Origin of the sequence: Aeromicrobium sp. HA (assembly GCF_027171405.1) — a bacterium.
Classification (GTDB): Bacteria; Actinomycetota; Actinomycetes; order Propionibacteriales; family Nocardioidaceae; genus Aeromicrobium; species Aeromicrobium tamlense.
The window spans coordinates 2314075-2340159 of sequence record NZ_CP114372.1 but is presented as its reverse complement, the minus strand read 5'-3'; the positions used below and the strand labels follow the sequence as shown (position 1 = coordinate 2340159).

At 72.0% G+C, this 26085-nt stretch carries 23 protein-coding genes and 2 tRNA genes; 16 read left to right on the top strand and 9 right to left on the bottom strand.

Going from position 1 to position 26085, the window contains the following annotated elements:
- Positions 1–19: 19 nt before the first annotated feature.
- The gene (locus tag O3S82_RS11515) at positions 20–469 is read right to left on the bottom strand and encodes a flavodoxin family protein (RefSeq protein WP_269302936.1); all 450 of its coding nucleotides are present in this window, start codon (positions 467–469) and stop codon (positions 20–22) included.
- 69 nt (positions 470–538) lie between these two features.
- Between O3S82_RS11515 and O3S82_RS11510 the strand changes: the two genes are divergently transcribed.
- The 3 genes from O3S82_RS11510 to O3S82_RS11500 are packed head-to-tail and all read left to right on the top strand — an operon-like array spanning position 539 to position 4715.
- The gene (locus tag O3S82_RS11510; RefSeq protein ID WP_179423783.1) at positions 539–1453 is read left to right on the top strand and encodes an AAA family ATPase; all 915 of its coding nucleotides are present in this window, start codon (positions 539–541) and stop codon (positions 1451–1453) included.
- A 2-nt stretch (positions 1454–1455) separates the two neighbouring features.
- On the top strand, positions 1456–2592 hold the full coding sequence (locus O3S82_RS11505; RefSeq protein WP_179423785.1) for a DUF58 domain-containing protein: 1137 nt from the start codon (positions 1456–1458) through the stop codon (positions 2590–2592).
- On the top strand, positions 2589–4715 hold the full coding sequence (locus O3S82_RS11500) for a transglutaminase TgpA family protein (RefSeq protein WP_269302934.1): 2127 nt from the start codon (positions 2589–2591) through the stop codon (positions 4713–4715). The genes O3S82_RS11505 and O3S82_RS11500 overlap by 4 nt, the downstream gene beginning before the upstream one ends.
- Here the strand turns inward: O3S82_RS11500 and O3S82_RS11495 are convergent.
- Complete coding sequence (locus O3S82_RS11495) at positions 4708–5697, bottom strand: glutathione S-transferase C-terminal domain-containing protein (protein WP_179423789.1); 990 nt, start codon at positions 5695–5697, stop codon at positions 4708–4710. The genes O3S82_RS11500 and O3S82_RS11495 overlap by 8 nt on opposite strands.
- A 188-nt stretch (positions 5698–5885) precedes the next feature.
- Here O3S82_RS11495 and leuA point away from each other — a divergent pair, with 188 nt between their 5' ends.
- The 3 genes from leuA to O3S82_RS11480 are packed head-to-tail and all read left to right on the top strand — an operon-like array spanning position 5886 to position 9606.
- The gene (leuA, locus tag O3S82_RS11490; protein WP_179423791.1) at positions 5886–7619 is read left to right on the top strand and encodes a 2-isopropylmalate synthase; all 1734 of its coding nucleotides are present in this window, start codon (positions 5886–5888) and stop codon (positions 7617–7619) included.
- A 44-nt stretch (positions 7620–7663) separates the two neighbouring features.
- Positions 7664–8314 carry a GntR family transcriptional regulator gene (locus tag O3S82_RS11485; protein WP_269302933.1) on the top strand — a complete coding sequence of 217 codons (651 nt, stop codon included), beginning with the start codon at positions 7664–7666 and terminating at the stop codon, positions 8312–8314.
- Positions 8311–9606: an ankyrin repeat domain-containing protein gene (locus O3S82_RS11480; RefSeq protein ID WP_269302932.1), complete on the top strand. Its 1296-nt coding sequence runs from the start codon at positions 8311–8313 to the stop codon at positions 9604–9606. The genes O3S82_RS11485 and O3S82_RS11480 overlap by 4 nt, the downstream gene beginning before the upstream one ends.
- 4 nt (positions 9607–9610) lie before the next feature.
- On the opposite strand, the gene O3S82_RS11475 is transcribed toward O3S82_RS11480, so the two are convergent.
- Positions 9611–10498 (bottom strand): LysR family transcriptional regulator, encoded by an 888-nt coding sequence (locus tag O3S82_RS11475; RefSeq protein WP_269302931.1) that lies wholly within the window; start codon positions 10496–10498, stop codon positions 9611–9613.
- 69 nt (positions 10499–10567) lie between these two features.
- Between O3S82_RS11475 and O3S82_RS11470 the strand changes: the two genes are divergently transcribed.
- Positions 10568–11650, top strand: a complete 1083-nt coding sequence (locus O3S82_RS11470) for a saccharopine dehydrogenase family protein (RefSeq protein WP_269302930.1) — start codon at positions 10568–10570, stop codon at positions 11648–11650.
- Complete coding sequence (gene amaB, locus O3S82_RS11465) at positions 11647–13149, top strand: L-piperidine-6-carboxylate dehydrogenase (RefSeq protein ID WP_179423798.1); 1503 nt, start codon at positions 11647–11649, stop codon at positions 13147–13149. The genes O3S82_RS11470 and amaB overlap by 4 nt, the downstream gene beginning before the upstream one ends.
- Before the next feature lies 1 nt (position 13150).
- Here the strand turns inward: amaB and O3S82_RS11460 are convergent, their stop codons facing one another.
- On the bottom strand, positions 13151–14083 hold the full coding sequence (locus O3S82_RS11460; RefSeq protein ID WP_269302929.1) for a 1-aminocyclopropane-1-carboxylate deaminase/D-cysteine desulfhydrase: 933 nt from the start codon (positions 14081–14083) through the stop codon (positions 13151–13153).
- A 53-nt stretch (positions 14084–14136) separates the two neighbouring features.
- Between O3S82_RS11460 and recO the strand changes: the two genes are divergently transcribed.
- Positions 14137–14865 carry a DNA repair protein RecO gene (recO, locus tag O3S82_RS11455; RefSeq protein ID WP_179423802.1) on the top strand — a complete coding sequence of 243 codons (729 nt, stop codon included), beginning with the start codon at positions 14137–14139 and terminating at the stop codon, positions 14863–14865.
- Entirely contained in the window at positions 14865–15620 is a 756-nt protein-coding gene (locus O3S82_RS11450; protein WP_179423804.1) for an isoprenyl transferase, read from the top strand. The genes recO and O3S82_RS11450 overlap by 1 nt, the downstream gene beginning before the upstream one ends.
- A gap of 96 nt (positions 15621–15716) precedes the next feature.
- Here the strand turns inward: O3S82_RS11450 and O3S82_RS11445 are convergent, their stop codons facing one another.
- Positions 15717–16142, bottom strand: coding sequence for a MerR family transcriptional regulator (locus tag O3S82_RS11445; RefSeq protein WP_179423806.1), 426 nt, complete (start codon positions 16140–16142; stop codon positions 15717–15719).
- 53 nt (positions 16143–16195) lie between these two features.
- Here O3S82_RS11445 and O3S82_RS11440 point away from each other — a divergent pair, with 53 nt between their 5' ends.
- Genes O3S82_RS11440 through gltX form a run of 3 tightly spaced genes read left to right on the top strand, consistent with a single transcriptional unit; the run spans position 16196 to position 19338 of the window.
- A complete protein-coding gene (locus tag O3S82_RS11440) occupies positions 16196–17044 on the top strand; it encodes an NAD(P)/FAD-dependent oxidoreductase (RefSeq protein WP_269302928.1) in 849 nt (282 codons plus the stop codon).
- A 52-nt stretch (positions 17045–17096) separates the two neighbouring features.
- Positions 17097–17876, top strand: coding sequence for a fumarylacetoacetate hydrolase family protein (locus O3S82_RS11435; RefSeq protein ID WP_179423810.1), 780 nt, complete (start codon positions 17097–17099; stop codon positions 17874–17876).
- Positions 17869–19338 (top strand): glutamate--tRNA ligase, encoded by a 1470-nt coding sequence (gene gltX, locus O3S82_RS11430; protein WP_269302927.1) that lies wholly within the window; start codon positions 17869–17871, stop codon positions 19336–19338. The genes O3S82_RS11435 and gltX overlap by 8 nt, the downstream gene beginning before the upstream one ends.
- A gap of 58 nt (positions 19339–19396) precedes the next feature.
- Here the strand turns inward: gltX and O3S82_RS11425 are convergent, their stop codons facing one another.
- The 3 genes from O3S82_RS11425 to O3S82_RS11415 form a co-directional block, all read right to left on the bottom strand.
- Positions 19397–20728 (bottom strand): MFS transporter, encoded by a 1332-nt coding sequence (locus O3S82_RS11425; protein ID WP_269302926.1) that lies wholly within the window; start codon positions 20726–20728, stop codon positions 19397–19399.
- Between the two features lie 46 nt (positions 20729–20774).
- A complete protein-coding gene (locus O3S82_RS11420) occupies positions 20775–22433 on the bottom strand; it encodes a class I adenylate-forming enzyme family protein (RefSeq protein WP_269302925.1) in 1659 nt (552 codons plus the stop codon).
- 163 nt (positions 22434–22596) lie between these two features.
- On the bottom strand, positions 22597–23427 hold the full coding sequence (locus O3S82_RS11415; protein WP_269302924.1) for a TetR family transcriptional regulator: 831 nt from the start codon (positions 23425–23427) through the stop codon (positions 22597–22599).
- Between the two features lie 54 nt (positions 23428–23481).
- Here O3S82_RS11415 and O3S82_RS11410 point away from each other — a divergent pair, with 54 nt between their 5' ends.
- The 3 genes from O3S82_RS11410 to O3S82_RS11400 all read left to right on the top strand — a co-directional run bounded on the left by O3S82_RS11410 (position 23482) and on the right by O3S82_RS11400 (position 25392).
- Positions 23482–25089 carry a class I adenylate-forming enzyme family protein gene (locus tag O3S82_RS11410; protein WP_269302923.1) on the top strand — a complete coding sequence of 536 codons (1608 nt, stop codon included), beginning with the start codon at positions 23482–23484 and terminating at the stop codon, positions 25087–25089.
- Between the two features lie 113 nt (positions 25090–25202).
- Positions 25203–25274, top strand: a tRNA-Gln gene (locus tag O3S82_RS11405).
- A gap of 42 nt (positions 25275–25316) precedes the next feature.
- Positions 25317–25392, top strand: a tRNA-Glu gene (locus O3S82_RS11400).
- Positions 25393–25525: 133 nt separating this feature from the next.
- Here O3S82_RS11400 and O3S82_RS11395 read toward each other — a convergent pair.
- Positions 25526–26047 (bottom strand): MarR family winged helix-turn-helix transcriptional regulator, encoded by a 522-nt coding sequence (locus O3S82_RS11395; RefSeq protein ID WP_269302922.1) that lies wholly within the window; start codon positions 26045–26047, stop codon positions 25526–25528.
- Between the last annotated feature and the right edge of the window lie 38 nt (positions 26048–26085).

Sequence of the window (26085 nt, the reverse complement as noted above, 5' to 3'; positions counted from 1 at the left end):
CGAGCCGCAGGAGCCCGGATCAGGCCATGAGCAGCGCGGCGAGCGTGCCGCCGAGCTCGGTGGCCGCGTCGAGGTGCGGGTCGACATCGCCGGTGAAGACCAGCGGGGGAGCGGCCAGGGTCCACTGCAGTCCGGTCGTGATCGACTCCATCGCGCGCTCGGCGCCGATCGTGTCGTAGCCACCGCGGATCCAGTACGAGAAGGGCCGCTTGGCGGTGGGCTCGCGCACGTCGTTGTAGACCGTGTCGAAGAAGTGCTTGAGGGCGCCCGAGATGTAGCCGAGGTTCGCCGACGTGCCCAGCACGTAGCCGTCGGCCGCCAGGACGTCCTCGACGGTGGCTTCGAGCGCGGAACGCACGACGACCTCGACGCCCTCGATCGCGTCGTCGCGCGCACCGGCCAGGACGGCGTCGCCGAGGGTGGTCAGACGCGGGGTGGGACAGTGCTGCACGACGAGGAGGCGGGCCATGGCGTCACCGTAGCCGCCGGTCCGTTCGTTCGCGTGTCCGATATTGCTCGGTGTGCCTAGGATCAGGCCATGGACTTCGCCGCAGCAGCACAGGCCGTCCTCGACAACGTGGCCAAGGTCATCGACGGCAAGCAGCAGGCGATCGAGACTGCCCTCGTGGTGATGCTGGCCGAGGGCCACCTGCTCATCGAGGACGTCCCCGGAGTCGGCAAGACTGCGCTCGCCCGCGCCCTGGCCCGCTCGGTCGACGGCTCGGTGCGACGCATCCAGTTCACGCCCGACCTGCTCCCGTCCGACGTCACCGGCGTCTCGGTGTTCAACCAGGCCAGCGCGGAGTTCGAGTTCAAGCCCGGCGCCGTCTTCGCGAACCTCGTGGTCGGCGACGAGATCAACCGCGCCTCGCCCAAGACCCAGTCGGCGCTGCTGGAGTCGATGGAGGAGCGCCAGGTCTCGGTCGACGGCACCACCTACCCGCTGCCCCGCCCGTTCATGGTGGTGGCCACGCAGAACCCGTTCGAGATGGAGGGGACGTACGTCCTGCCGGAGGCGCAGCGCGACCGGTTCATGGCGCGCATCTCGCTCGGCTACCCCGACACCGACGCCGAGCTGGCGATGCTGCGCGACCGCGACACCCGCGACCCGGCGGCGCTGCTCGAGTCGGTGATCCTCGTCGACGACCTGCAGCAGATGATCGCGCATGCCCGCGGCATCCACGTGGCCGAGTCGGTCGAGCGCTACGTCGTCGCCCTGGCCCGCGCCACGCGCGAGTCGGGCGACCTCCGCCTGGGCGCCAGCCCGCGCGCCACGCTCCAGCTGGTGCGCGCCGCCAAGGCCCTCGCCGCCGTCCGCGACCGTGAGTTCGTCCTGCCGGACGACGTGGTCGAGCTCGCGCCCCTCGTGCTGACCCACCGCCTGGTCCCGCTGCGTGGTGGCGGGAGCTCCGACGAGATCGTGTCGGACATCCTGCGCCGGGTCCCGGTCTGACCATGTGGCTCACCGGACGGTCCATCGCGTTGATCGCGGCCGCTGCGGTGAGCCTCGCCCTGGCCGCCCTCGTCGGCATCCCCGCGCTCCTCTACGTCACGGGACTGTGCGCCGGGCTCGTCGCCGTCGCGGTGGTCCTCGCCGTGCTGGCCCGGCCGAGGCTCGTGCTCACCCGCACCGTGACGCCCGCGATCGTCGAGCCCGACGAGCCGGTCGAGGTCGTACTGGACGTCGGCGTCGTCTCGGGCGTGCCGGTCGTCGCGGGTCACTGGCGCGACCGCCTGCCCAGCACCGTGCTCGGCACGGCCACCGGCACGGTCCCCGTCACCGGCGAGCCACGCGCCCGGGTGGAGTACGTCGTCACCGGGCGCCGTCGCGGGAGTCACGAGCTCGGCCCGTTCTCGGTCTCGGTGGGCGACGCCTTCGGGCTGGTGCAGCGCTCCCTCGTCGCGGGCGGCCGTGACCGCTTCATCGTGCTGCCGCGTCGTCACTCGCTCGACGTGCGGGTGGGCCCGGCCGGCGCCACGGACGGGGCCACGCGGCTGCACCCGACCTCGGGCCTGGGGCAGGACGACGTCATCGCGCGCCCCTACCTGCCGGGCGACGCCCTGAAGCGCTGGCACTGGAAGGCCACCGCCCACCACGGCGAGCCGATGGTGCGGCAGGAGGAGTCCGAGCTGCGGCCCACCGTCCTGGTCGTCCTCGACGCCGACCCGCGCGTCCACGACCACGCCGGCTTCGAGTGGAGCGTCTCGGCCGCCGCCTCGGTCGTCGCCCACTACGGGGGACGCGGCTTCGACGTCGACCTCGCCACCGGCGCCCAGCAGGTGTCGCTCGAGTCCGGCCACGGTCTGCAGGACGCCCTCGTGGTGCTGGCGCTCGCCGAGCCCGACTCCTCGCCCCTGATCATCCCGGCGCGCGAGCGCACCACCTTCGTCATGACCGGCTCGCTCGACTCCACCTCGGCTGCTCGCCTGCTCCAGGCCGTGCCGTCGCGCGACACGATCGCGTTCGTCGCCCGCGGCACCTCCGAGGACGCCCACGGCGCCCTCGCCGCGGCCGGCTGGCACGTCGTCGTCCGCGACTCGAACGAGGACCTGGAGGCCGCCTGGGCCGCGGCGACGGGGGTGCCGGCGTGAGGCGCGACCGCGGCGACGAGCTCAACGACACGCTGGTCGTGCTGGGCGCGACGGCCGTGCTGCTCGGCGGCTTCGCGCCCTTGTTCGACGGCCTGCGCTGGGTGGTCGTGGTGCTGTCGCTCGTGGTCTCCGTCGCGGCGGTGACCGCCGTGGTGCGCCTCTTCGCGCCCACGTGGGCCACGCCCGCCGGCGCCCTGGCCGCGGTGCTCGGGCTGGTGTGGATGTTCGTTCCCGGCACCACCGTCCTCGGCATCCCCACGCCGTCCTCGTTCGTCGAGCTGGCGTCCATGCTCGGCGATGCCCGGACCACGATCGTGGAGGAGGTCGCGCCGATCCTGCCGCCCGACTCGGTGGTGCTGCTCGTCGCGATCGCGTACCTCGTGATCTTCGTGCTGTCCGACGCCGTGGCCCGCCAGGCGTGGCGTGTGCCGCTTCTCGGGCTGCTGTGGGCGACGATGCTCGTCGTCCCCAGCGTCATCGCGATGGAGATGCCCCCGTGGTGGCTGTTCGCCGGCACGGCCGTGGCGTGGCTGTGGCTGTGGTGGTCGGAGTCCCCGCATGTCGGCGTCATCCCGAGCGGGGCCGCGGCCGTCACGGGCGTCGGCGCGGTGGCCGTCGCGCTGGTGGTGCCGGTCGTCGGGCCCGAGATCGACCCCACCTCGAGCGACTTCGGCGTCGCCGAGAGCCAGGTCTTCGGCACCGGCATCAACCCGATGATCGAGCTGGGCCGCAACCTGCGCCAGACCCAGCCCCGCCGCGTCCTGACGTACTCCACCGAGGGCACCACGGGCCAGTACCTCAAGGTCGCGACGCTGCGTCAGTTCAGCGGGCGCTCCTGGATCCCCAGTCCGGTCATGGGCGACCTCGACATCGAGGGCCTCGACGACCTCGACGAGACCATCACGTCCGAGGAGCGCACCACCAGCATCCGGATCGAGAGCCTGCGCTCGAGCCTGCTGCCGGTGCCGTACCCGGCCACCAGCATCAAGGGCCTCGAGGGTGACTGGCAGTGGCTGCGCGACGGCAGCACCGTGCGGGCCCAGGGTCGCACCACGACCGAGGACCAGAGCTACACCGTGACGAGCCTGGACCGGCTGCCCACGGCCGACCAGGTCCGCGACGCCGGCGACGCGGGCCGGTCTCTCGACTCGTACCGCTCGCTGCCGGACGACGTGCCCGAGCTGGTCACGCGGCTGGCCCGCGAGCGCGCCGGCGACGCGGACAACGACTACGACCGCATGCTGGCGCTCCAGGACTGGCTGCGCACCGACTTCTCGTACTCCGTCGAGGCGCCGGTGGACGAGGGCTACGACGGCAACGGGCTCGACGTCATGGAGGAGTTCCTGGAGAAGCAGACCGGGTACTGCGTGCACTTCGCGTCCACCCTGGCCGTGATGGGTCGCGTGCTCGACGTGCCCACGCGCGTCGCGGTCGGCTACGCGCCGGGCGACAGCCTCTTGGGCCGTTCGGTCGACGAGTCGACGTTCGGCGTCGACTCCGACGACCTGCACGCCTGGACCGAGGTGTACTTCCGCGACATCGGCTGGATCCCCTTCGACGCGACGCCGGGCATCGGCGAGGCCACCGAGTTCGCCGAGGAGGTCGAGTCGAGCGGTGGTTCGGACGCCGACTCCGAGGTTCCCGAGGCGAGCGGCCAGAACGGGCGGACCCTCGACCCGCAGGACGAGCAGTCCGCGCAGCAGTCCGCCGGCGAGACGGGCCCCACGTGGCGGCCCGCCCTGCTGGCGCTGCTCACGGTGTCCGTGCTCGGCGCGGTTCCCGCGCTGGTCCGCCAGGTGCGTCGCCGTCGCCGGTGGAGCGCGGGCGAGCGATCCAGCGAGCCGCTGTGGAGCGAGGTCTCCGACACCGCGCGCGACCTCGGCATCGGCCTCGACCCCACCGAGACACCGCGGGTGTTCGCGGGCCGGCTCGAGTCCCACGGCGTCGCGGGGTCCGACCTCGACGGGCTCGTCGCCCAGGTCGAGCGCGACCGCTACGCCGGGACCGGACCGGGCACGGCCCGGGTCGAGGAGGCGCAGCGCGTCGTGGAGTCGCTGCAGGCCGCCAGCAGCCGCAAGGCGCGCTGGTGGGCGCGGCTCGCGCCGCGGTCGCTGCTCAGGTGACGGGCTCGAGCCACACCGAGGTGTCGGGCCCCTTCGGCACGATCTGCGTCGGGTTGATGTCGGTCTGCACCACGTAGTAGTGCTGCTTGATCTGCTCGAAGTCGGTGTTGCCGCCGAACGCGGGGTGTGCGTAGAGGTCGCGGGCGTAGCGCCACAGGTGCGGCATCTCGGTGAGCTGGTTGCGGTTGCACTTGAAGTGACCGTGGTAGACGGCGTCGAAGCGCGCGAGCGTGGTGAACAGGCGCACGTCGGCCTCGGTGATCGCGTCGCCCATGAGATAGCGACGGTCGGAAAGGCGGTGCTCGAGCCAGTCCATCGTGCTCCAGAGCCGGTCGTAGGCCGCGTCGTACGCCTCCTGCGACCCGGCGAAGCCGCACCGGTAGACGCCGTTGTTCACCTCGGTGAACACGCGCTCCATGACGTCCTCCATCTCGTCGCGCACGGCGGCGGGCCAGAGGTCGGGGGCGTCGGGGGAGTGGTGCTCGCGCCACTCGAAGAACAGGTCGTGGGTGATCCACGGGAAGTCGTTCGTGACGACCTGACCCGAGGCGACCTCGACCATCGCCGGCACGGTGATGCCGCGCGGGTAGTCGGGGTAGCGCGCGAAGTAGGCCTGCTGGAGCCGCTCGATGCCCAGGACGGGGTCGACGCCGCCGGGATCGAGGTCGAAGGTCCAGCTGCGGGCGTCGTGGGTGGGGCCGGGGAGGCCCACGCTGATGACGTCCTGCAGTCCGAGCAGGTCGCGGACGATCAGGGCGCGGGTGGCCCAGGGGCACGCCTTCGCGGCGACGAGCCGGTAGCGGCCGGGCTCGACGGGCCACGTGGGCGCGTCGGCCACGGGCGGCTTGCCGGTGCCCGCGCGGTCATCCGCAGGGGCGCCGCCGTCGCGCGTGATGCGGTCGGGGATGTAGTTCATGTCCCGGTCGAAGGCCGAGCCGGCCTTCACGTACGAACCGGTCGTGGCGTGTGCGTCGTCGGCCATGCTCCCGACCCTAGCCACCCGGGACGATCCGCGCCGGGAACGGCCGGTGCTACGCTGGCCCCATCATGCGGATCGCGAACCTCCTCCTTCGCCGCCGCGTCGAGGTCCTCTGAAGGTCGGACCCCTCGGCGCGGAGTCAGTCATGGCCGGCCGCTGAATCGCTCGACGATCCCCGAGGAAGACCTCCCATGAAGAACAACCCTGTTTCCCCCCAGCAGCCCTCCGGCATGCCGTTCGGCCGCTACCAGCCCTTCACCCCGATCGACCTGCCCGACCGCACGTGGCCGGCCCAGCAGATCACGCAGGCCCCGCGCTGGCTCTCCACCGACCTGCGCGACGGCAACCAGGCCCTGATCGATCCCATGACCCCGGCCCGCAAGCGCCGCATGTTCGACCTGCTCGTGCGCATGGGCTACAAGGAGATCGAGGTCGGCTTCCCGTCGGCCAGCCAGACCGACTTCGACTTCGTCCGCTCGTTGATCGAGGGCGGCGCCGTCCCCGAGGACGTCACGATCTCGGTGCTGACGCAGGCCCGCGAGGACCTGATCGAGCGCACCGTCGAGTCGCTGGTGGGCGCCCCGCGCGCCAACGTGCACCTGTACAACGCGGTCGCTCCGCTGTTCCGCCGCGTCGTGTTCAACGTCGACCGCGACGAGTGCCGCGCCATCGCCACCCGCGGCACCGAGATGGTGATGAAGTACGCCGAGCAGCTGCTGGGCGACACCGCGTTCGGCTACCAGTACAGCCCCGAGATCTTCACGGGCGCCGAGCTGGAGTTCAGCCTCGAGGTCTGCGAGGCCGTCATGGACGTCTGGCAGCCCGAGGGCGACCGCGAGATCATCCTGAACCTGCCGGCCACCGTCGAGATGGCCACGCCGAACACGTACGCCGACCAGATCGAGTGGTTCAGCCGCAGCATCAGCCGTCGTGACGCCGTCGCGATCTCGCTGCACCCGCACAACGACCGCGGCACCGCCGTGGCCGCCACCGAGCTGGCGATGATGGCCGGCGCCGACCGCGTCGAGGGCTGCCTGTTCGGCCACGGCGAGCGCACCGGCAACGTCGACCTGGTGACGCTGGGCATGAACCTGTTCAGCCAGGGCATCGACCCGCAGATCGACTTCTCCGACATCGACGAGGTCCGTCGCACGGTCGAGTACTGCACGAACCTTCCGGTCCACCCGCGCCACCCGTACGCGGGCGACCTGGTCTACACCGCGTTCAGCGGCTCGCACCAGGACGCGATCAAGAAGGGCCTGGAGGATCTCGACCGCCAGGCCGCCGCGCAGGGCGTCCCGGTCGCCGAGCTGCCGTGGGAGGCGCCCTACCTGCCGATCGACCCGCACGACGTCGGCCGCACGTACGAGGCCGTCATCCGCGTCAACAGCCAGTCCGGCAAGGGCGGCGTCGCGTACATCATGAAGACCGAGCACCAGCTCGACCTGCCGCGTCGCCTGCAGATCGAGTTCAGCCGCGCGATCCAGTCGATGAGCGAGGGCGAGGCCGGCGAGATCCAGCCCGACGAGATCTGGGGCGCGTTCACGCGCGAGTACCTGGAGCGCGACGAGCCGTACTCGCTGACGCGCTTCACCTCGGTCACCACCGAGGACGGACGCGACGAGCAGGTCGTCGACCTCGTCGTCCGCGGCCAGGAGCGCTCGTTCAAGGGCGAGGGCAACGGTCCGGTCGCGGCGTTCGTCGACGGCATGCGTCAGGCCGGGGCCGACATCCGTGTCCTGGATTACAGCGAGCACGCGCTCAGCTCGGGCGGCGACGCGAAGGCCGCGGCCTACGTCGAGTGCGAGATCGCCGGCGAGGTCGTGTGGGGCGTCGGCATCCACGAGAACATCGTCACTGCGTCGCTGCGTGCCGTGGTGTGCGCCGCCAACCGCGCGGAGGCCACCACCATCCCGGTGGGCTGAGCGAGCAAGGTCCGACGTCGGGGTCGCTGGTATACCGTTTTGGTATGCCAACGACCCCGACCTCGTTCCGCCCCTTGCGCGACGACGTCCGTGACCTGATCCGCGAGCGGATCATCGCGGGCACGCACGCGCCGGGCACCCGCCTCGTGGAGCGGACGATCGCGTCCGACCTCGGCGTCTCGCGGATCCCCGTGCGCGAGGCGCTCCAGGCACTCGTGCTGGAGGGCTTCGCGGTCGACCGTGACACCCGCGGCATCGCGGTCCGGGCCTACGAGCCCGACCAGATCGCCGAGCTGGCCGAGGTCGGCGCCGCCCTCGAGCGCGTGCTGGTGGGCCAGGTCGTCGCGACCGTCACGGACGAGGGGCTCGTCGGCCTGCGCGCGGTGCTGGACGAGGCGCAGGACGCCATCGACCGGGGCGACCTGGACGCGGCCGTCGCGGCCAACGGCCGGTTCCACGACGCGCTCGCCGCCCTCGGCGAGGGCACGATGGCGCACGAGGTGCTGGGCACGGTGTCGCAGCGTCGCCGCTGGCTGCTCGCGCAGCACACCGATCCGGCGCCGATCCACGCCGAGCACGTCGCGCTGTTCGACGCGATCGCCAGCGGCGACGCCGACCGGGCCCGGCGGATCACGGAGGACCACGCGCGGACCACGGTCGAGAACGCTCTGCGCACGCGGGGACCGGTCTCGTGAGCCTGCGCACCGCGTCGCTCGCGGCGATCGTGGCCTCGGCCGGGCTCCTGCTGGCGGCCTGCCAGGCGTCGGGGGAGGACCGGGCCGAGCGGCTTGCCGCGAGCACGACGGCCACCCCGACGACGCCGCCCACCACGGCGTCCCCGTCCCCCTCGCGAAAGGACCCGCTGATGGACCTCGACCAGGACCAGCTCGACGCCCGGCTGATCGCCGCCGCCTGGGACGACGACGTGACGGCCGCGCGTCGGCTGATCGCCGCCGGCGCCGACGTCAACGCCACCGACGACACCGTCCAGAGTGCCCACCTCATCGCCGCGAGCGAGGGGCGTCGCGCGCTGCTCGACCTCACGCTGCGGCACGGCGCGGACCTCGACGTGCACGACTCGTTCGACGGCACCGGCGTGATCCGCGCGGCCGAGCGCGGGCACGCCTGGATCGTCGGGCGCCTGCTGCAGGCCGGCGCCGACCCGGATCACGTCAACAACCTCGGCTGGGTGGGCCTGCACGAGGCCCTCGTCTTCGCCAAGCCCGAGCGCCGGCGCCAGTACGTCGACACCGTGCGCGTGCTCGTCGCCGGGGGAGCCGACGTGCGGATCGCGTCCCGGCGCGACGGACTCACGCCGGTGCAGCTGGCCGAGCGGCACGGGCTCGAGCCGCAGGCGCGCCTGCTGCAGAGGGCCCGGGGCGCCGAGAAGGTGGGCCCCGAGGTCGCCGGCCGCCGGCTGCTCGCGGCGGCGCGCGAGGGAGACGCGGACGCCGCTGCTCTCGCCCTGCGTGCCGGCGCCGACCTCGAGGTCCGCAACGAGCTGCGCCAGACGCCGCTGCTGCTGGCCTCCACCCACGACAGCGTGGCCGTGGCCCGCCTGCTGGTGGCGATGGGTGCCGACCCGGACGCGCTCGACCACCAGCACGACACGCCGTGGCTCGTGACGGGCGTGACGGGCAGCGTCGCGATGCTGGAGGCGCTGCTGCCCGCGCGCCCCGACCTCACCATCGAGAATCGGTACGGCGGCCTCTCGCCGATCCCGGCGGGGGAGCGCGGCCACGTGGACTACATCCGCCGCGTGATCCGCACCGACGTCGACCTCGATCACGTGAACGACCTGGGCTGGACCGCGCTGCTGGAGGCGGTCATCCTCGGCGACGGCTCGCGGCGCTACGAGCAGATCGTCCGGCTTCTCGTCGACGCCGGCGTGGACACGGGCATCGCCGACAAGAACGGGGTGACGGCGCTGGAGCACGCGCGAGCCGCCGGGTACGACGGGATCGTCCGGCTGCTCGAGCGCGGCTGAGGGCTCAGCGCGCCCGCAGCGCCTCGACGATGGCGCGCAGCAGCGGGCGGTCGCGCTCGCCGGAGCGCACGGCCGCGCGGATCTCGCGCCCGAGTCGGGCGCCGGCCGGGACCGCGGTGTGCAGCCCGCGCCGGTCGACGTCGATCGCCAGCTGGGGCAGCAGGGTGACGCCCTGCCCGGCCGCGACGGCGCGGGACAGCAACTGGAGGTCGTCGGTCTCCCAGCGCACCTGCGGCTCGAAGCCCGCCTGCCGGCAGGCGTAGCGGACCGACTGGCCGCACGCCGCCTCGGCGGGTGGCATGACCCACGGCGCGTCCGCGAGGTCGGCCAGCGTGGTGCCCTCGGGGAACGGCTCGCGCCCGATGAGCACGAGCGGTTCGCGGTGCACGGTCGTGGCGGTCACCCGCGGCGGGATGGGCATGGGGGCGTGCTCGTAGACGTCGACGAGCGCGAGGTCGATCCGGCCCTCGTGCAGCGCGGCCAGGCTCGACTGCGGCTCGGCCACCGTGACGGTGGCGTCGATGCCGGGATGGTGTTCGCGCAGGTCGGTCAGCGTGGGCAGCACGAACTCCTGCGCGGCCGAGGCGATCGTGCCGATGCGGACCCGGCCGACGAGGTGGTCGTCGAAGCCGTCGATGTCGCCGCGGGTGGCCTCGAGCAGGCGGACGAGGCTGCGACCGCGCTCGGCCAGCACCTCGCCGGCGGCCGTGAGGGCCACGCCGCGGGGGAGCCGCTCCAGCAGCGGCACGCCGGACTCGCGCTCGAGCGTGGTGATCTGCTGGGAGACGGCCGACGGGGTGATGCTGTTGGCACGGGCGGCGCCGGCGATGGAGCCGTGGTGGGCGACATCCACGAGGAGCCGCAGTCGGTTCGGGTCGGGCAGGTCGCGCACGGTGGTCCTCCGAATGCGTTAGAAGAACTTACGCTGGACAGTCTGCCGCATCAGGCAGACGATGGGGTAGTGAGGATTGAGAACGTCGCCGTGTTCGGACTCGGCAAGGTCGGAGAGCTCGTCGCGCACCTGCTGTCGCGCGCGGAGTTCAAGGTGGTCGGCTTCGACTCGCGCGAGCGGGAGGTGCCGAACCTGCAGACGCGGGTGCTGGACGTCGCCGACGCCGACGCGCTGCGCGCGGCGCTGAGCGAGGTCGACGGCGTCGTCTCGTGCCTGCCGTACCACCTGAACATCGCCGTCGCGGAGGCCGCGCACGACACCGGCGTGCACTACTTCGACCTCACCGAGGACGTCCCCACGACGAACCGCGTGATCGAGCTGTCGAAGGACCGCCCCGACAGCGTGTTCGTCCCCCAGTGCGGTCTGGCGCCCGGCCTCATCGGCATCGTCGGCGCCAGCCTGGCCTCGACGTTCGACTCGATCCGCAGCATGGAGCTGAAGGTCGGCGCGCTGCCGCAGAACCCCACGGGTCTGCTGGGCTACGCGTTCAACTGGTCGGCCGAGGGCGTCGTCAACGAGTACCTCAACGACTGCGAGGTCGTTCGGTCCGGCGAGCGCCGCATGGTGCCCCCGATGACCGAGAAGGAGCGCGTCGTCATCGGCGGCATCGAGCTCGAGGCCGCGCTGACCTCGGGCGGCCTCGGCACGATGTGCCAGACCTACGAGGGCCGCCTGCAGCGCCTGGACTACAAGACGATGCGGTACCCGGGCCACTTCGAGCAGATGCACTTCCTTTTCGAGGAGCTCAACCTGCGCGACGAGCGCGAGCTCGTCGGCCGGATCCTGGTGGACGCCAAGCCGCCGGTGAACGACGACGTCGTCTACCTGCACGCCGCGGTGGAGGGCATCCACTCCGGCCAGCCGTTCCGACGCAACCACGTCCGCGCCTACCGGCCGATCGACATCGACGGCCAGACCTGGCGCGCCATCAGCTGGACCACCGCGGCGAGCGCCGTGGCCGTCGTCGAGCTGGTCGCCGCCGGGAAGCTCCCCTCCACCGGCTTCGTCCGGCAGGAGGACATCTCCCTGACCGACCTGCTCGCGACGCACTCCGGCCAGCTCTTCGACACCCACGGAAAGATCGACGCATGAGCATTTCTGACCAGGTCACCGAGATCTTCGGGCGCATCGGCGCGTCCACGCAGTTCGCCGCCGACGGCGAGATCGTCTGCCGCACCCCGATCGACGGCTCCGAGCTGGGCCGCCTCCAGGCCGACACGGCGCAGTCCGTGGGCGAGGCCGTGGGCCGGGCCCACGCCGCCTTCCAGGAGTGGCGCACCGTGCCGGCTCCCGCTCGCGGCGCGTTCGTCCGCGAGCTGGGCAACCTGCTGCGCGAGCACAAGGACGACCTCGGCGCCCTCGTGACGATCGAGGCCGGCAAGATCCTGTCCGAGGGCCTCGGCGAGGTCCAGGAGATGATCGACATCTGCGACCTGGCCGTGGGCCTGTCGCGCCAGCTGCACGGCCTGACGATCGCCAGCGAGCGACCGGGCCACCGCATGATGGAGCAGTGGCACCCGCTGGGCGTCGTCGGCGTCATCAGCGCCTTCAACTTCCCGGTCGCGGTGTGGTCGTGGAACGCCGCGCTGGCCTTCGTCTGCGGCGACAGCATCGTGTGGAAGCCGTCGGAGAAGACCGTGCTCACGGCGCTCGCGTGCCGCGCGCTCGCCGAGGAGGCCGCCCGACGCTCGGGTGCCCCCGAGGGCCTGCTGCAGGTCGTGGTCGGCGCCCGCGAGGTGGGCGAGGCGCTCGTCGACGACCCGCGCGTGCCGCTGGTCTCGGCCACCGGATCCACGCGGATGGGCAAGGAGGTCGCGCCCCGCGTGGCCGCCCGCCTCGGCCGCAGCCTGCTGGAGCTCGGCGGCAACAACGCCGCGATCATCGCGCCCAGCGCCGACCTCGAGCTGGCGGTGCGCGGCATCGTGTTCTCGGCGGTCGGCACCGCCGGCCAGCGCTGCACGTCGCTGCGTCGCGTGATCGTGCACGAGTCGGTGAAGGACGAGCTGCTCCAGCGCCTCGTCGCCGCCTACGAGACCCTGCCGATCGGCTCGCCGCTGGACTCCGGGACGCTCGTCGGCCCGCTGGTGGACGAGTCCGCCGCGGCCGGCTTCGCCAAGGCCCTCGACCAGGCGCGCTCCGACGGCGGCGCCGTGCTGACCGGCGGCACCACCGCCGAGGGCGTGGAGGGTGGCCACTACGTGCACCCCGCGATCGTCGACATGCCCGACCAGACCGAGATCGTGCGCGCCGAGACCTTCGCGCCGCTGCTCTACGTGCTGACGTACCGCGACCTCGACGAGGCCGTCGCGCTGCACAACGCCGTCGACCAGGGCCTGTCCAGCGCCATCTTCACGATGGACGTGCGCGAGGCCGAGCTGTTCGTCTCGGCGACCGGCTCGGACTGCGGCATCGCCAACGTCAACATCGGCACCTCGGGCGCCGAGATCGGCGGCGCGTTCGGCGGTGAGAAGGACACCGGCGGAGGCCGCGAGTCCGGCTCGGACGCGTGGAAGAGCTACATGCGCCGGTCGACGAACACGATCAACTACTCCACCGAGCTGCCGCTCGCGCAGGGCGTCGACTTCGGCTGAGTCAGCCCAGCGCGGAGCGGTACGCGAACAGCGAGGGGCCGCCGCCGGTGTGCAGGAACACCGTGCGGCGGCGCAGCTCGGGGTCGCCGGGCAGCGCCGCGTACGCCTTCGCCGTGTAGACGGGATCGAGCGCGATGCCGCGCGTGGTGGCGAGGCGGTGGATCTCGGCCAGGCCGGCCGGCGACGGGATGCCGTAGCCGTCGCCGAGCTGAGAGTCGTCGAGCACCCAGCGGTCGTCGTCGGGGACGGGCACGCCCAGATCGTCGGACGCCTGCGCCAGCAGGTCGCGCAGCTGGGCCTCGGTCTGCTCGAGCGTGTGGTAGACGCAGACTCCGCGCACGACCGTGTCGACCTCGGCGGCGGCGAGCCCGATCACCAGGCCCGCCATGGTGCCGCACGTGGACGCGGCGACGACGATCTCGTGCGGGTCGAACTCGAGCTGGCTGTACAGCTCGAGCGCGGTGTCCACGTGACCGAGGACGCCGATGCGGTCCGAGCCGCCGGGCAGGATCACGGCGAGGTCGTCGCCGTGCTCGGCCATGAGCTCCAGCGCGAGTGCGCCCGCGGCGTCGTCGTCGGCCACGACGTGGCGGGTCGCGCCGAACAGCTCGGTCAGGAACGCGTTGCCCGAGCCCGTGTAGTCCGCGTCGGTCCGCGGCACGGCCTGCACGGCGATGGCGTCCAGGTGCAGCCCGAGGCGGGCGCAGGCGGCTGCGGTGGCGCGCACGTGGTTGGACTGCAGCGCGCCGAAGGTGACCACGCGGCGCTGGCCGCGGGCGACCGCCGCGCCCAGCAGGAACTCGAGCTTGCGGACCTTGTTGCCGCCGAAGCCGAAGCCGCTGAGGTCCTCGCGCTTCATCCAGAGTCCGTCCACGTCCTGCAGGGGCGTGGGCCACACGCCGAGGTGGGCGCGGGGGCGATCGCTCAGGTCCATGGACCCGAGCGTGCCACACCGGCGGACGACCGCGACTGGGGCAGAATGGAGCGGTGGGCACCTATCGCGACTCCGGTGTCGTCCTGCGCACCCAGAAGCTGGGGGAGGCCGACCGCATCGTCACGATGCTCACGCGCGGACGCGGCGTCGTGCGGGCCGTGGGCCGCGGGGTCCGCAAGACCTCCAGCCGCTTCGGCGGGCGCCTGGAGCCCTTCATGCACGTCGACGTGCAGTTCGCCGAGGGCCGCTCGCTCGACGTCATCGCCCAGGTCGTGACGATCGACCCCTTCGCCTCGCACCTCGGCGCCGACTACGGCGCCTACACGGCGGGCACGGCGATGCTGGAGACCGCCGAGCGTCTCGTCGCCGACACCGCCGAGCCCTCGGTCCCGCAGTACCACCTGCTGGTGGGGGCGCTGCGCGCGCTCACCGAGCACCGCCAGCCGCCCGGCGTGCTGCTCGACTCGTTCCAGCTGCGGTCGCTCGCGATCGCCGGCTACGCCCCGTCGTTCGACGGCTGCGCCCGCTGCGGCCTCGAGGGCCCGCACCGCCACTTCCATGCCGGATCCGGCGGCATGCTGTGCGACGGCTGCCGCGTGCCGGGCTCCTCGGTCCCGTCGGCCACCACGGTGGCCCTGCTCGCCGCGCTGCTCGTGGGCGACTGGAGCGCGGTCGGGCTGGCCGACGAGCGGTCCCGCCGCGAGGCCGGCGGCATCGTGGCCAACTACCTGTCCTGGCACCTCGAGCGCGGCCTGCGCTCCCTGGCCCACGTGGATCGCTGATGCCCCGAAACCCCACCCCGCACCCGTCGGGGGCCACCCCGCCGCGCCTCGCCCCCGAGCAGGTGCCCCAGCACGTCGCGATCGTCATGGACGGCAACGGCCGCTGGGCGAAGGAGCGCGGACTGCCGCGCACCGAGGGCCACAAGGCCGGCGAGGCGGCGCTGTTCGACGTCGTCGAGGGCGCGATCGAGATCGGCGTCAAGGCCGTCAGCGCCTATGCCTTCAGCACCGAGAACTGGAAGCGGTCGCCCGACGAGGTGAAGTTCCTGATGGGCTTCAACCGCGACGTCATCCGCCGCCGCCGCGACGAGATGCACGAGCTCGGCGTCCGCGTCCGCTGGGCGGGCCGGCGCCCCCGGCTGTGGCGCAGCGTCATCCGCGAGCTGGAGGAGGCCGAGCAGCTCACGAAGGACAACACGGTCTGCACCCTGACGATGTGCGTGAACTACGGCGGCCGGGCCGAGATCGCCGACGCCGCCGCGGCACTCGCGCGCGACGTCAAGGCCGGCCGGCTGAACCCCGAGAAGATCACCGAGGCCACCTTCGCGCGCTACCTCGACGAGCCGTGGATGCCCGACGTCGACCTCTTCTGGCGCACCTCCGGCGAGCAGCGCACCAGCAACTTCCTGCCGTGGCAGTCGGCCTACGCCGAGCTGGTGTTCAGCGACATCGCGTGGCCCGACGTCGACCGCCGCGCCCTGTGGGCCGCGGTGGAGGAGTACGCCACGCGCCAGCGCCGCTACGGCTCCGCCTGACGACCCGCCTCCGGTGGGCGAGATGTGTAGCGCTCTCCACGCTTCTTCGGCCACATGGCCGGATTCCCGGTGGACACCGCTACACATCTCGCGTCGCTAAGCGGTGGCGGGACCGTCGAGCGACCAGCGCGTCGTGCCGGCGAGGACGTCGGTGACGAAGCCGCGGAACCGCGGACACTGGGTGATGTCGTGCGAGCGGCAGCGCAGGGCGTGCTCGGTCATCTCGCGCGAGCGCTCCATCTCCTGCATGCGCCGGTCGAGGTCGGCCAGGTGGGACTCCAGCACCTCGTGGCGCGACGGCGCCTCCTCGTCGAGCAGCACGGCGATCTGCTCGAGCGACATCCCGGCGGCCTTGCTGCGCAGGATGACGGCGACCCGCACCAGGTCGTCGTCGCCGTAACGGCGCCGGTCGGCACCGTCGCGGGCCGGCCGCAGCAGCCCCACGTCCTCCCAGTGCCGCAGCACGTGGGTCTCGAGCCCGAACCGCGCGGCGACGTCCCCGATCGACTGACTTGACTTCATGTCGACCTGAAGTCGCAGGCTCGTCTCGTTATTCCATTCGAGAGGGGAACACCATGTACGACGCACTCGTCATCGGCGGCGGACCGGCCGGGCTGCAGGCCGCGCTCACGCTCGGCCGCATGCACCGGACCGCCGTCCTCGTCGACTCCGGCCGCTACCGCAACGGCACGGTCGAGCACGCCCACAACTTCGTGACCCACGACGGTCGAGCGCCGGCCGAGATCCGCCGGCTGGCCCGCGAGGACCTTGCCGCGTACGGCACGGTCGAGCTCCACGACACCACGGTGCACGCGGTTCGCGAGGAGGGCGACGGCTTCGTGGCCGAGACCGACGGCGGCCCGATCCACGCCCGCACGCTGATCCTGGCGACGGGCCTGAAGGACGACCTGGGCTCGATCCCGGGCCTGGAGGAGGCGTGGGGTCGCGAGGTCGCGGCGTGCCCGTTCTGCCACGGCCACGAGCTCTCGGGTCGCGTGATCGGCCTCGCCGGCACCGGACCTCACGTGCCGATGATGACCGCGATGCTGGCACCGATCGCGTCGCGCCTCGTGCACTTCGAGGATGGTGAGGTCACGAAGATCGAGCGGACCGGCGACGGCGTCCGGGTGCACCGCGCGACCGGTGAGCCGGTCGAGGTGGCGGGCCTGTTCGTCCACCCGGCGTTCGCCCAGGCGGCCCCGTTCGCGGAGCAGCTCGGTCTCGAGCTGCTGCCGTCGGGCTGCATCCGGATCGACGTCCTCGGCCAGACCAGCCACCCGCGCGTCTTCGCCGCGGGCGACCTCGCGCACGTGGAGCAGCTGCCGATGCCGATGGCCTCGGTGCTGGGTGCCGCGGCGGCGGGCCTGACCGCCGGGGCGAGCGTCGTGAGGACCCTCGCCCTCGCCGAGTCCGCGCAGGGCTGAGCGGCGCGGTCCGGGTCGGGCGGACCGCGCGGACCTCGGTAGTCTGGAGCGCATGCGCGTGGCCAGATTCGCCGGTGACGACGACCCCCGTTTCGGGGTCGTCGGCACCGAGGGCGACACCCCGATCATCGCCCCTCTCAAGGGGGACCCCCTCTACGCTCCGCTGGAGCTCACCGGCGAGAAGCTGGCGCTGGAGGACGTGCGCCTGCTGGCGCCGGTCATCCCGCGCAGCAAGGTGGTGTGCGTCGGCAAGAACTACGTCGCGCACGCCGCCGAGATGGGCGGCGACGTCCCCGAGGAGCCGCTGATCTTCCTCAAGCCGAACACCTCGGTGATCGGTCCGGGCGAGCCGATCTTCTACCCGAAGCAGTCGCAGAACGTGCACTTCGAGGGCGAGCTCGCGATCGTGATCGGCCGCATCTGCCGCAACCTCACGGCCGAGGACGCGCCCAAGGTGATCTACGGCTACACCGTGGCCAACGACGTCACGGCGCGCGACCTGCAGAAGAAGGACGGCCAGTGGGCCCGTGCGAAGGGCTTCGACACGTTCTGCCCGCTCGGCCCGTGGATCGAGACCGACTTCGACCCCTCCGACGTCCGCGTGCGCACCACGCTCAACGGCGAGACGAAGCAGGACGGCCGCACGTCGGACATGGTCTTCGACGTGACCACGATCCTGCAGTACGTGACCAGCTTCATGACCCTCCTGCCCGGTGACGTCGTCCTGACCGGCACGCCCGACGGCGTCGGCCCCATGGTGGCCGGCGACGACGTGGCCGTGACGATCGACGGCCTGGGCACCCTGACGAACCCGGTGGTGGCAGATGAGTGAGACCCGTTGGACGACCGCGACCGGCAGCGACGTGGTCGCCCGGTTCTGCCCGTCGCCGACCGGCAACCCGCACGTCGGCATGGCGCGCACGGCACTGTTCAGCTGGGCCTTCGCGCGTCACCACGGTGGGCGCTTCGTCTTCCGCATCGAGGACACCGACGCCAGCCGTGACTCCCAGGAGTCCTACGACCTGCTGATCGACGTCATGCGATGGCTCGGCCTGGACTGGGACGAGGGCGCCGAGGTCGGCGGCCCGAACGGCCCCTACCGCCAGAGCCAGCGCATGGACGTCTACGCCGACGTCGCGCAGCGCCTCCTCGACGCGGGCTTCGCGTACAAGGCCTACGACACCGCCGAGGAGCTGGAGGAGCGCCGCAACGCCGCGCGCGCCGCCGGCCGCCCGAGCGGCTACGACGGACTGCACCGCGACCTCACGCCCGAGCAGCAGGCGGCGTACGAGGCCGAGGGCCGCCAGCCGGTCATCCGCTTCAAGATGCCCGAGCGCGACTGGACCTTCGACGACCTCGTCCGCGGCGAGATCACGTTCGGCGCCGAGAACGTGCAGGACTTCGTGATCGTCCGCGCCAACGGCCAGCCGCTCTACACGCTGACCAACCCGGTCGACGACGCGCTCATGGGGATCACGCACGTGCTGCGCGGCGAGGACATCCTGTCGTCCACCCCGCGCCAGATGGCGCTGTACGAGGCGTTCGGCGAGATCGGCGTCGGCTCGGGCCTCACGCCGCGGTTCGGCCACCTGCCCTACGTCATGGGCGCGGGCAACAAGAAGCTCTCGAAGCGCGACCCCGAGTCGAACCTGCTCGGCTACCGCGACCAGGGCTTCCTGCCCGAGGGCCTGCTGAACTACCTCGCCCTGCTCGGCTGGTCGATCGCCGAGGACCGCGACATCTTCTCGCTCGAGGAGATGGTGGCCGCGTTCGAGGTGGAGCGCGTCAACCCCAACCCGGCCCGCTTCGACCTGAAGAAGTGCGAGGCGATCAACGGCGACCACGTGCGCCTGCTCGCCCCGGACGAGTTCGTCCGCCGGCTGCTGCCGTACCTGCCCGAGGGCGTCGACGAGGCGCTCGTGACGCAGGCCGCGCCGCTCGTGCAGGAGCGCAGCAACCTGCTCACCGAGGCCGCCGAGATGCTCGGCTTCCTGTTCGCGGGCGAGGACTTCGCCGTCGATCCCGACGACGCCGCCAAGCAGCTCAACGAGGACGGCCTCGAGGTCGCGAAGGCGGCCCGCGAGGCGCTGTCCGGCCTCGACGCGTGGACCACCGAGTCGATCGAGGCGGCCCTGCGCCAGGCCCTCGTCGAGGAGCGCGGCCTCAAGCCGCGTCTCGCCTTCGGCCCGGTCCGCGTCGCGGTCACCGGCCGTCGCATCTCCCCGCCGCTGTTCGAGTCGATGGAGCTGCTGGGCCGCGAGACCTCGCTCGCACGCCTCGACGCCGTCCTCTGACACACGAGAACGCGGTCCACCCCGGCTGGGGTGGACCGCGTTCGTCGTCTCCGGGCGATCAGACCTTGTCGGCCTCGGTGCCCATCTGCAGCGAGCGGATGCTGTCCTTCGCGTAGTAGCCCTTCAGGCCCACCAGCACCGCGACCAGGCCGACCGCGGCGAACAGCACCACGTAGTAGGCCGGGGAGATCGGGTCACCGGTGCGGGCGATCAGCCACGTGGCCACGAGCGGCGCCGTGCCGCCGAGCAGGGCGAAGGCCATGTTGTAGGCCAGCGCGCTCGCCGTGTAGCGGATCTCGGGGCGGAACAGCTCGACCATGATCACCGGGGTGATCAGCGCGATCGCGCCGGCGAAGATGCCGTAGAGGCCCTGGCCGAGCATGGTGGCACCGAGGCCGCCCATGCCCATGATGTGGAACGACGGGATCACGGCCACGGCCAGGCCGATGGCGGCGGCGATGGCGACCGGACGCCGACCCCAGCGGTCGGCGGCCAGGCCGGTCAGCGGGCAGGAGATCGCGAAGACCAGCAGCGCGACGATGTACGAGGTCAGCGCGTCGACCCGGCCGAGACCGAGCTCCTCGGTGTTGTACGCCACCATGTAGCCGCCGAGCAGGTAGAAGCTCACCGCGGTGACCATCGACCAGGCGAAGACGACGATCATCGGGCGCAGGCCCTCCTGGAAGGCGCGGACGATCGGCGGGTGGACCGCCTCGGCGGCGGCCTCGCGAACGGCCTCGAACTCGGGCGTCTCCTGGATCTTCAGGCGCAGGTAGAGGCCGACCAAGCCGACCGGACCGGCGAGGATGAACGGGATGCGCCAGCCCCAGCTCTCGAGGGACGCCTCGTTCATCGACTGGGTCACGACCAGGCCCACGGTCGCGCCGGCGGCGGTGCCCAGGGCGACGGACATCGGGTTCACGGCGCCGAACAGCGCCCGGCGGTGCGACGGCGCGTACTCGATGATGAAGCTGCCCGAGCCGGCGTACTCGCCGCCGGCCGACAGGCCCTGGAGGATGCGCCAGGCGACGAGCAGGACGGGGGCGAGCAGGCCCACGGACTCGTAGCTGGGGGTGAGGCCGATCGCGACGGTCGCGCCCGACATCAGCAGGACGGCGCCGGACAGGGCCGTACGGCGGCCGACGCGGTCGCCGATGTTGCCGAAGATGATGCCGCCGATCGGGCGGGCGAGGAAGCCGACCGCGAAGGCGGCGAAGCCCGACAGCAGCGACGCGGTGGGGTTGTCGCTGGGGAAGAACTTCATGCTGATGATGGTGATGAACTGGGCGTAGATGCCGAAGTCGAACCATTCGACGAAGTTGCCGATGCCAGCGGCGGACACGGCTTTCTTGCGTGCGCCGGCGATCTCGGCGGTCTTGAGGTCGGTCATGACCCGGGCCTTTCTGGAGTGGGTGAGTCGAGTGGAGGGGGAGGCGTCAGCGCAGTTCGCGACGCAGGATCTTTCCGGTGACGGACTGGGGGAGGCGGTCGAGGACCTCGACCTCTCGCGGGTACTTGTAGGCGGCCATCCGCTCCCGGCAGAACGCGATGAGCTCGTCGGGGGTGGCCTCGGCGCCGGAGTGCAGGGCGACGTAGGCCTTCACGGTCTCGCCGCGGTACTCGTGCGCGACGCCGACGACCGCGGCCTCCTTCACGGCCGGGTGGGAGTAGAGGACGTCCTCCACCTCGCGCGGCCACACCTTGTAGCCGGAGGCGATGATCATGTCCTTCTTGCGGTCGACGATGAAGAACCAGCCGTCCTCGTCCATGAAGCCCATGTCGCCCGTGCGCAGCTCGCGGTCGATGATCGCCTCCGCCGTGGCCTCCGGGTTGTTCCAGTAGCCGGGGATGACCTGCGGGCCGGAGGTGGCGAACTCGCCGATCTGGCCCACGGGGACCTCGGCTCCGTCCTCGTCCACGACGCGCACGTGCGTGTTGAAGACGGGGAAGCCGACCGCCAGCGCGCCCGAGACCGGGTCCACGGGCGCCCGCAGGCCGCGGGGGACGCCGTGGGTGGGGGAGGTGGTCTCGGTCATGCCGTAGAAGTTGTGGGCGTAGAACCCGAACTCCTCCTCGATCCGGTCGGCGACGGACGGCGGGATCGGGGCGCCACCGGAGTAGACGACCTCGAGGGACGTGAAGTCGTCACGCGTGGCTCCCTCGGCGCTGGTGAGGGCGACGAGTGCGGTGATCGCGCCGATCGTGAAGAAGGGCCGGTGCTCGCGGATGGCGTCGAGCATCGAGAGCGGCTCGAAGCGGTGCGTGAGGACCAGTGGCCCGCCGAGCAGCATCGCCAGGGTGGCGTGCCCGACGAGGCCCGTGATGTGGAACAGCGGCGCGATGGCCAGGACGCCGGCGCCCTCGGGCAGGTCCATCCAGTCGCGGTAGGTCTGCGTGTTGAACGTCATCGCGCCGTGCGTGTTCATGGCGCCCTTGGGCAGGCCGGTCGTGCCCGACGTGTAGGTCAGGACGGCGATGCTGTCGGGGCCCAGGTCGGGAGCGGGGACGCGACGGCCGGCGTGCGTCCGGGCGACGTCGGTGAGCCGCAGGGTGCCCTCGGTGACCACGGCATCGGTGCCCAGCACGCGCGGGTCGTTCCGCGTCTGGAAGTCGGTCGCCGAGGTGGTGATGACGGTCGTGACCGAGGTCTGTCCCGAGTCGACGACGTCGCGGGCCACTGTCGCGTACAGGTCGTCGAGGGTGAGCAGGGCGACGGCGCCGGAGTCGCGAAGCAGGTTCCCGACCTCGCGCTGCTTGTTCATCGGGTTGATGAGCACGGCGATGCCGCCGGCCTTCCACGCCGCGACGAGGCCGAGGGGGAACGCCGGGTCGTTCTGCAGGTACAGCGCGAGGCGGTCACCGGGCACGAAGCCGCGCTCGACGAGGACCGCGGCCATCGCGTCGGTGAGGGCGTCGACCTCGGCGTAGGTCAGGGTGCCGTCGAAGTACCGCACGGCGGGAGCGTCGGCGCCGCGCTCGACCGCGGCGGCGAACATCTCCAGGCACGTGGCGTACTCGGCGACGATGGTCTCGGGCTTCCCCTCGGGGTAGCCGGACAGCCACGGCGGGCGGGTCTGGGTGACGGAGTCGGACATCGAGTTCCTCGTGAAGCGGGCCGTTCAGGTCCAGCCGGGCTGAACTCACTGAACGACCGTTCGGGTGTGACGCAGGGAACAGTAATCACGGCTGTCCTGACGGCAAAACCGCTGATTCCGTGTTCAGGTGTTCAGTTCAGGCGACCTGAACACGCGACGGCGGTCAGCGTCGCAGGACGGCCTCGGCCAGGGTGACGGGAAGCGTGCTTCCGCCTCGGATCTCGGGCGGGATCAGCCATGAGACGCCCGCGAGCCGCAGGACGGCCGCGCTGAACTCGTCGGCCGACAGCGGGGCGCCGTCGGTCGTGTTCAGGGCCTCGTTGGCGTGCACGCACAGGGTGTCGTAGACGCCGCGGCACCGGGCGGCGATCCGTCCGCTCTCGGGCTCGTCGAGGCTGCGCAGCTCGGAGTCCGCCACGCGAGCCAGCTCGGGGTGCTGCTCGCGGAAGGTGCTCATGGCCTCGACGACGTTGACGACGCGGTCGTGCGGGGTCGCGCCGTCCTCGGCCGCCGCGGCCACGCGCGCCTGCAACTCGTCGAGCAGGAGGTCGTAGACCGAGACCAGGATGCTGTGCTTGCTGCGGTGGTGGTGGTAGACGCCGGCGACGCTCAGCTGGGCCGTCGCGGCGATCGCCCGCATGGTGGCGCCGTGGTAGCCCGCTTCGTGGAACACCGTGACGGCGGCGGCGGTAACGTTGTCGAGTCGGATCGTCGACGAGGCGCGCCACGGACGCGGCCGGTCGAGCGACGGGGGCGTCCCGGCGGAAGACACCGAGGGAGGCTGCATGACCAGGTGGGCGGTCTCGGTGCCCAGTGCCGAGGCGATCTGCGAGAGGCGGGCGATGCTGACCCCGACCTTGTCGTTCTCGATCGCGCTCATGGTGCCCGCGCTGACGCCCACGGTGGACGCCAGGTCCCGCAGGGTGACGCCCGCTGCCTGGCGCGCGAGGCGGATCGCGGCGCCGACCGTGGGAGCCCCGGACGTCTCGGTCACGCAGCGGACTCTACCGGCCCGACCTGCCCTTCTCGTCCGGCCACGGGCGGCGGCATGAGCGCGGGCGAGGGGCGCCCTTGGACCGCCTGGTACCCCGACGGCGACGTCGACCTCGCGGCCAGTGGGTTGACCCTCATGGACCACTTCGGCGCCACGGTCGCGCGCCAGCCGGGCCGCGTCGCGGTGCGCTACTTCGACGGCGCGATCACGTACGCCGAGCTCGACGCGATGGCGGACTCGCTCGCCGCGCACCTGCGCGACGCCGGGCTCGGTCCCGGCTCCACCGTCGCCCTGATGCTGCAGAACAACCCCGCGTTCCTCGTCGCCGTCGTCGCGGCATGGAAGCTGGGTGCCGTGGCCGCGCCGCTGTCGCCGCTGGCGACCTCGCCCGAGCTCAGTCACCTGCTGGACGAGTGCGACGCCGACGCCGTCGTGATCCTCGACGAGCTGCTCCAGGTGCACGGCTCGCGCGTGTCCCGCCTGCGCGACCGACCGGTCGTCGTCACGACCCGGACCGACTTCGACGGCTCCCCGGCCCAGGTCGGTGGCGACGCCACCTCGCTGGCGCGGATCGTGGCGACCCGCGTCGACCCGGTCGCGACCGAGCTCGACCCGGCGTGGCCGGCGGTGTTCGTGCCGACCTCGGGAACCACCGGGATGTCGAAGTTCACGGTGAACACGCACGCCAACGTGGAGTTCGACGCCTCGGTCTACCGGCAGTGGGCCCGGCTGCGCGACGGCGCGGTCGTGCTGGGGCTGAGCCCGATCTTCCACGTGACGGGCCTCATCGGGCACGTCGCGGTGACGCTGCGCATCGGTGCCACGCTCGTGCTGACGCACCGGGTGCGCCCCGACGTGGTGCTCGACGCGATCCGCCGTCACCGTCCCGAGTTCACGATCGCCGTCATCACCGCCTACATCGGGCTGGCGGAGCTGCCCGACGTGACGCCCGACGACTTCGCGAGCTTCCGTGAGCTCTGGTCCGGCGGCGCGCCGGTGGAGCCCGACGTGGCCGCGCGCCTGGGGGAGCGCTTCGGCCGGCCGATCCACAATGTCTACGGCCTCACCGAGGCGACCTCGGCGGTGGCAGCGGTCCCGCGAGGTCTGCGCACGCCCGTGGACGAGGACACCCGGACTTTGTCGATCGGCGTCCCGGTCTTCGGGACCACGGTCCGCATCGTCGGCGAGGACGGTGCCGACCTGGCGCCCGGCGAGGTCGGCGAGATCGTCGTCTCCGGGCCGCAGGTGGCGGCGGGCTACCTGAACAAGCCGATGTCGACCGCCGAGGTCTTCGGCGGGGGTCGGCTGCGCACCGGCGACGTCGGCTTCATGGATGCCGACGGCTGGTTCTACGTGATCGACCGCAGCAAGGACATGATCAGCGCGAGCGGCTTCAAGGTCTGGCCGCGCGAGATCGAGGCCGCGCTCATGACGCACCCGCACGTCCGCGAGGCGGCCGTGGTCGCCATCCCCGACCAGTACCGCGGCCAGTCGCCGAAGGCGTACGTCGTCCTCGAGCCCGACGCGTCGGTGTCGGAGTACGAGCTGATCGAGTTCAGCCGCTCGATCCTCGCGCCCACGAAGTACCCCCGCGAGGTGGAGTTCGTGGCCGAGCTCCCGCGCACCGCCACGGGCAAGATCCGGCGCTCCGCGCTGGGGTGAAGCGCGCATCACACGACACGCGAGCATCCCCGGTTTGGGCGCACGCGAGGGTGTCCGGTAAAGTCATCTCTTGGTTCGGAGCGCTGCCGCGAGGCAGGGATCCGATACCCCCATGGGGTATGGTGTAATTGGCAACACAGCGGTTTCTGGTACCGCCATTCTAGGTTCGAGTCCTAGTACCCCAGCGAGGACCTACTGGAGAGCATCTGGTAGCGTTTCTCACTGCTGGCCCCGTTGTGTAGCGGCCTAGCACGTCGCCCTCTCAAGGCGGTAGCGCGGGTTCGAATCCCGTCGGGGCTACCAGCAGAAAGGCCCCCGATCCTCGGATCGGGGGCCTTCTCCATTTCTGGGTGGAATGCGCCGCAGGTGGGACGGATCCTCCGACCTTCGGGTCGTCCCAGGGGCGCCTTGGTACCAAGATGCGTGTGCCGGAGGCTCAGCAGGCCGGGCCCTCGGTGCAGGTCTCGGCGCCCTCGCCCGCGACGGCCGCGATCGCGCGGGCGGCGTCGCCCAGGGCCGCGAGCTGCTCGTCGGTCAGCACGTCGATGACGAGCCGGCGCACCTCGCGCACGTGACCGGGTGCGATCGCCTCGATCTTGGCCAGGCCGGTCTCGGTGAGCCGTGCCTGCATCCGGCGGCCGCCGGGCTCGGCGGCGGGGCACCGCTCGACCCAGCCGGCCTTCTCCAGGCGCGTGAGGGCGTGGGAGAGCCGCGACAGCGAGCCGCGCGCCTCCTCGGCCAGGACGGAGAGTCCGATGGTGTGCCCGGGGGACTGCGACAGCGCCGCGAGCACCTGGTACTCGTACGCGTTCACGCCCGCGTCGCGCTTGAGCTGGGCGTCGATGGCACTCGGCAGCGTCGACAGGAGGCCGAAGAGGGCGCGCCACTGCTCCTGCTGCTCGGTCGTCAGCCAGCGCACGGATGCCGTCGTGTCGGAGGGGGCAGTGTCGGAGGTCACGCAGAACAGGATACCCCCTGGGCTTGAACGTTCAAGCA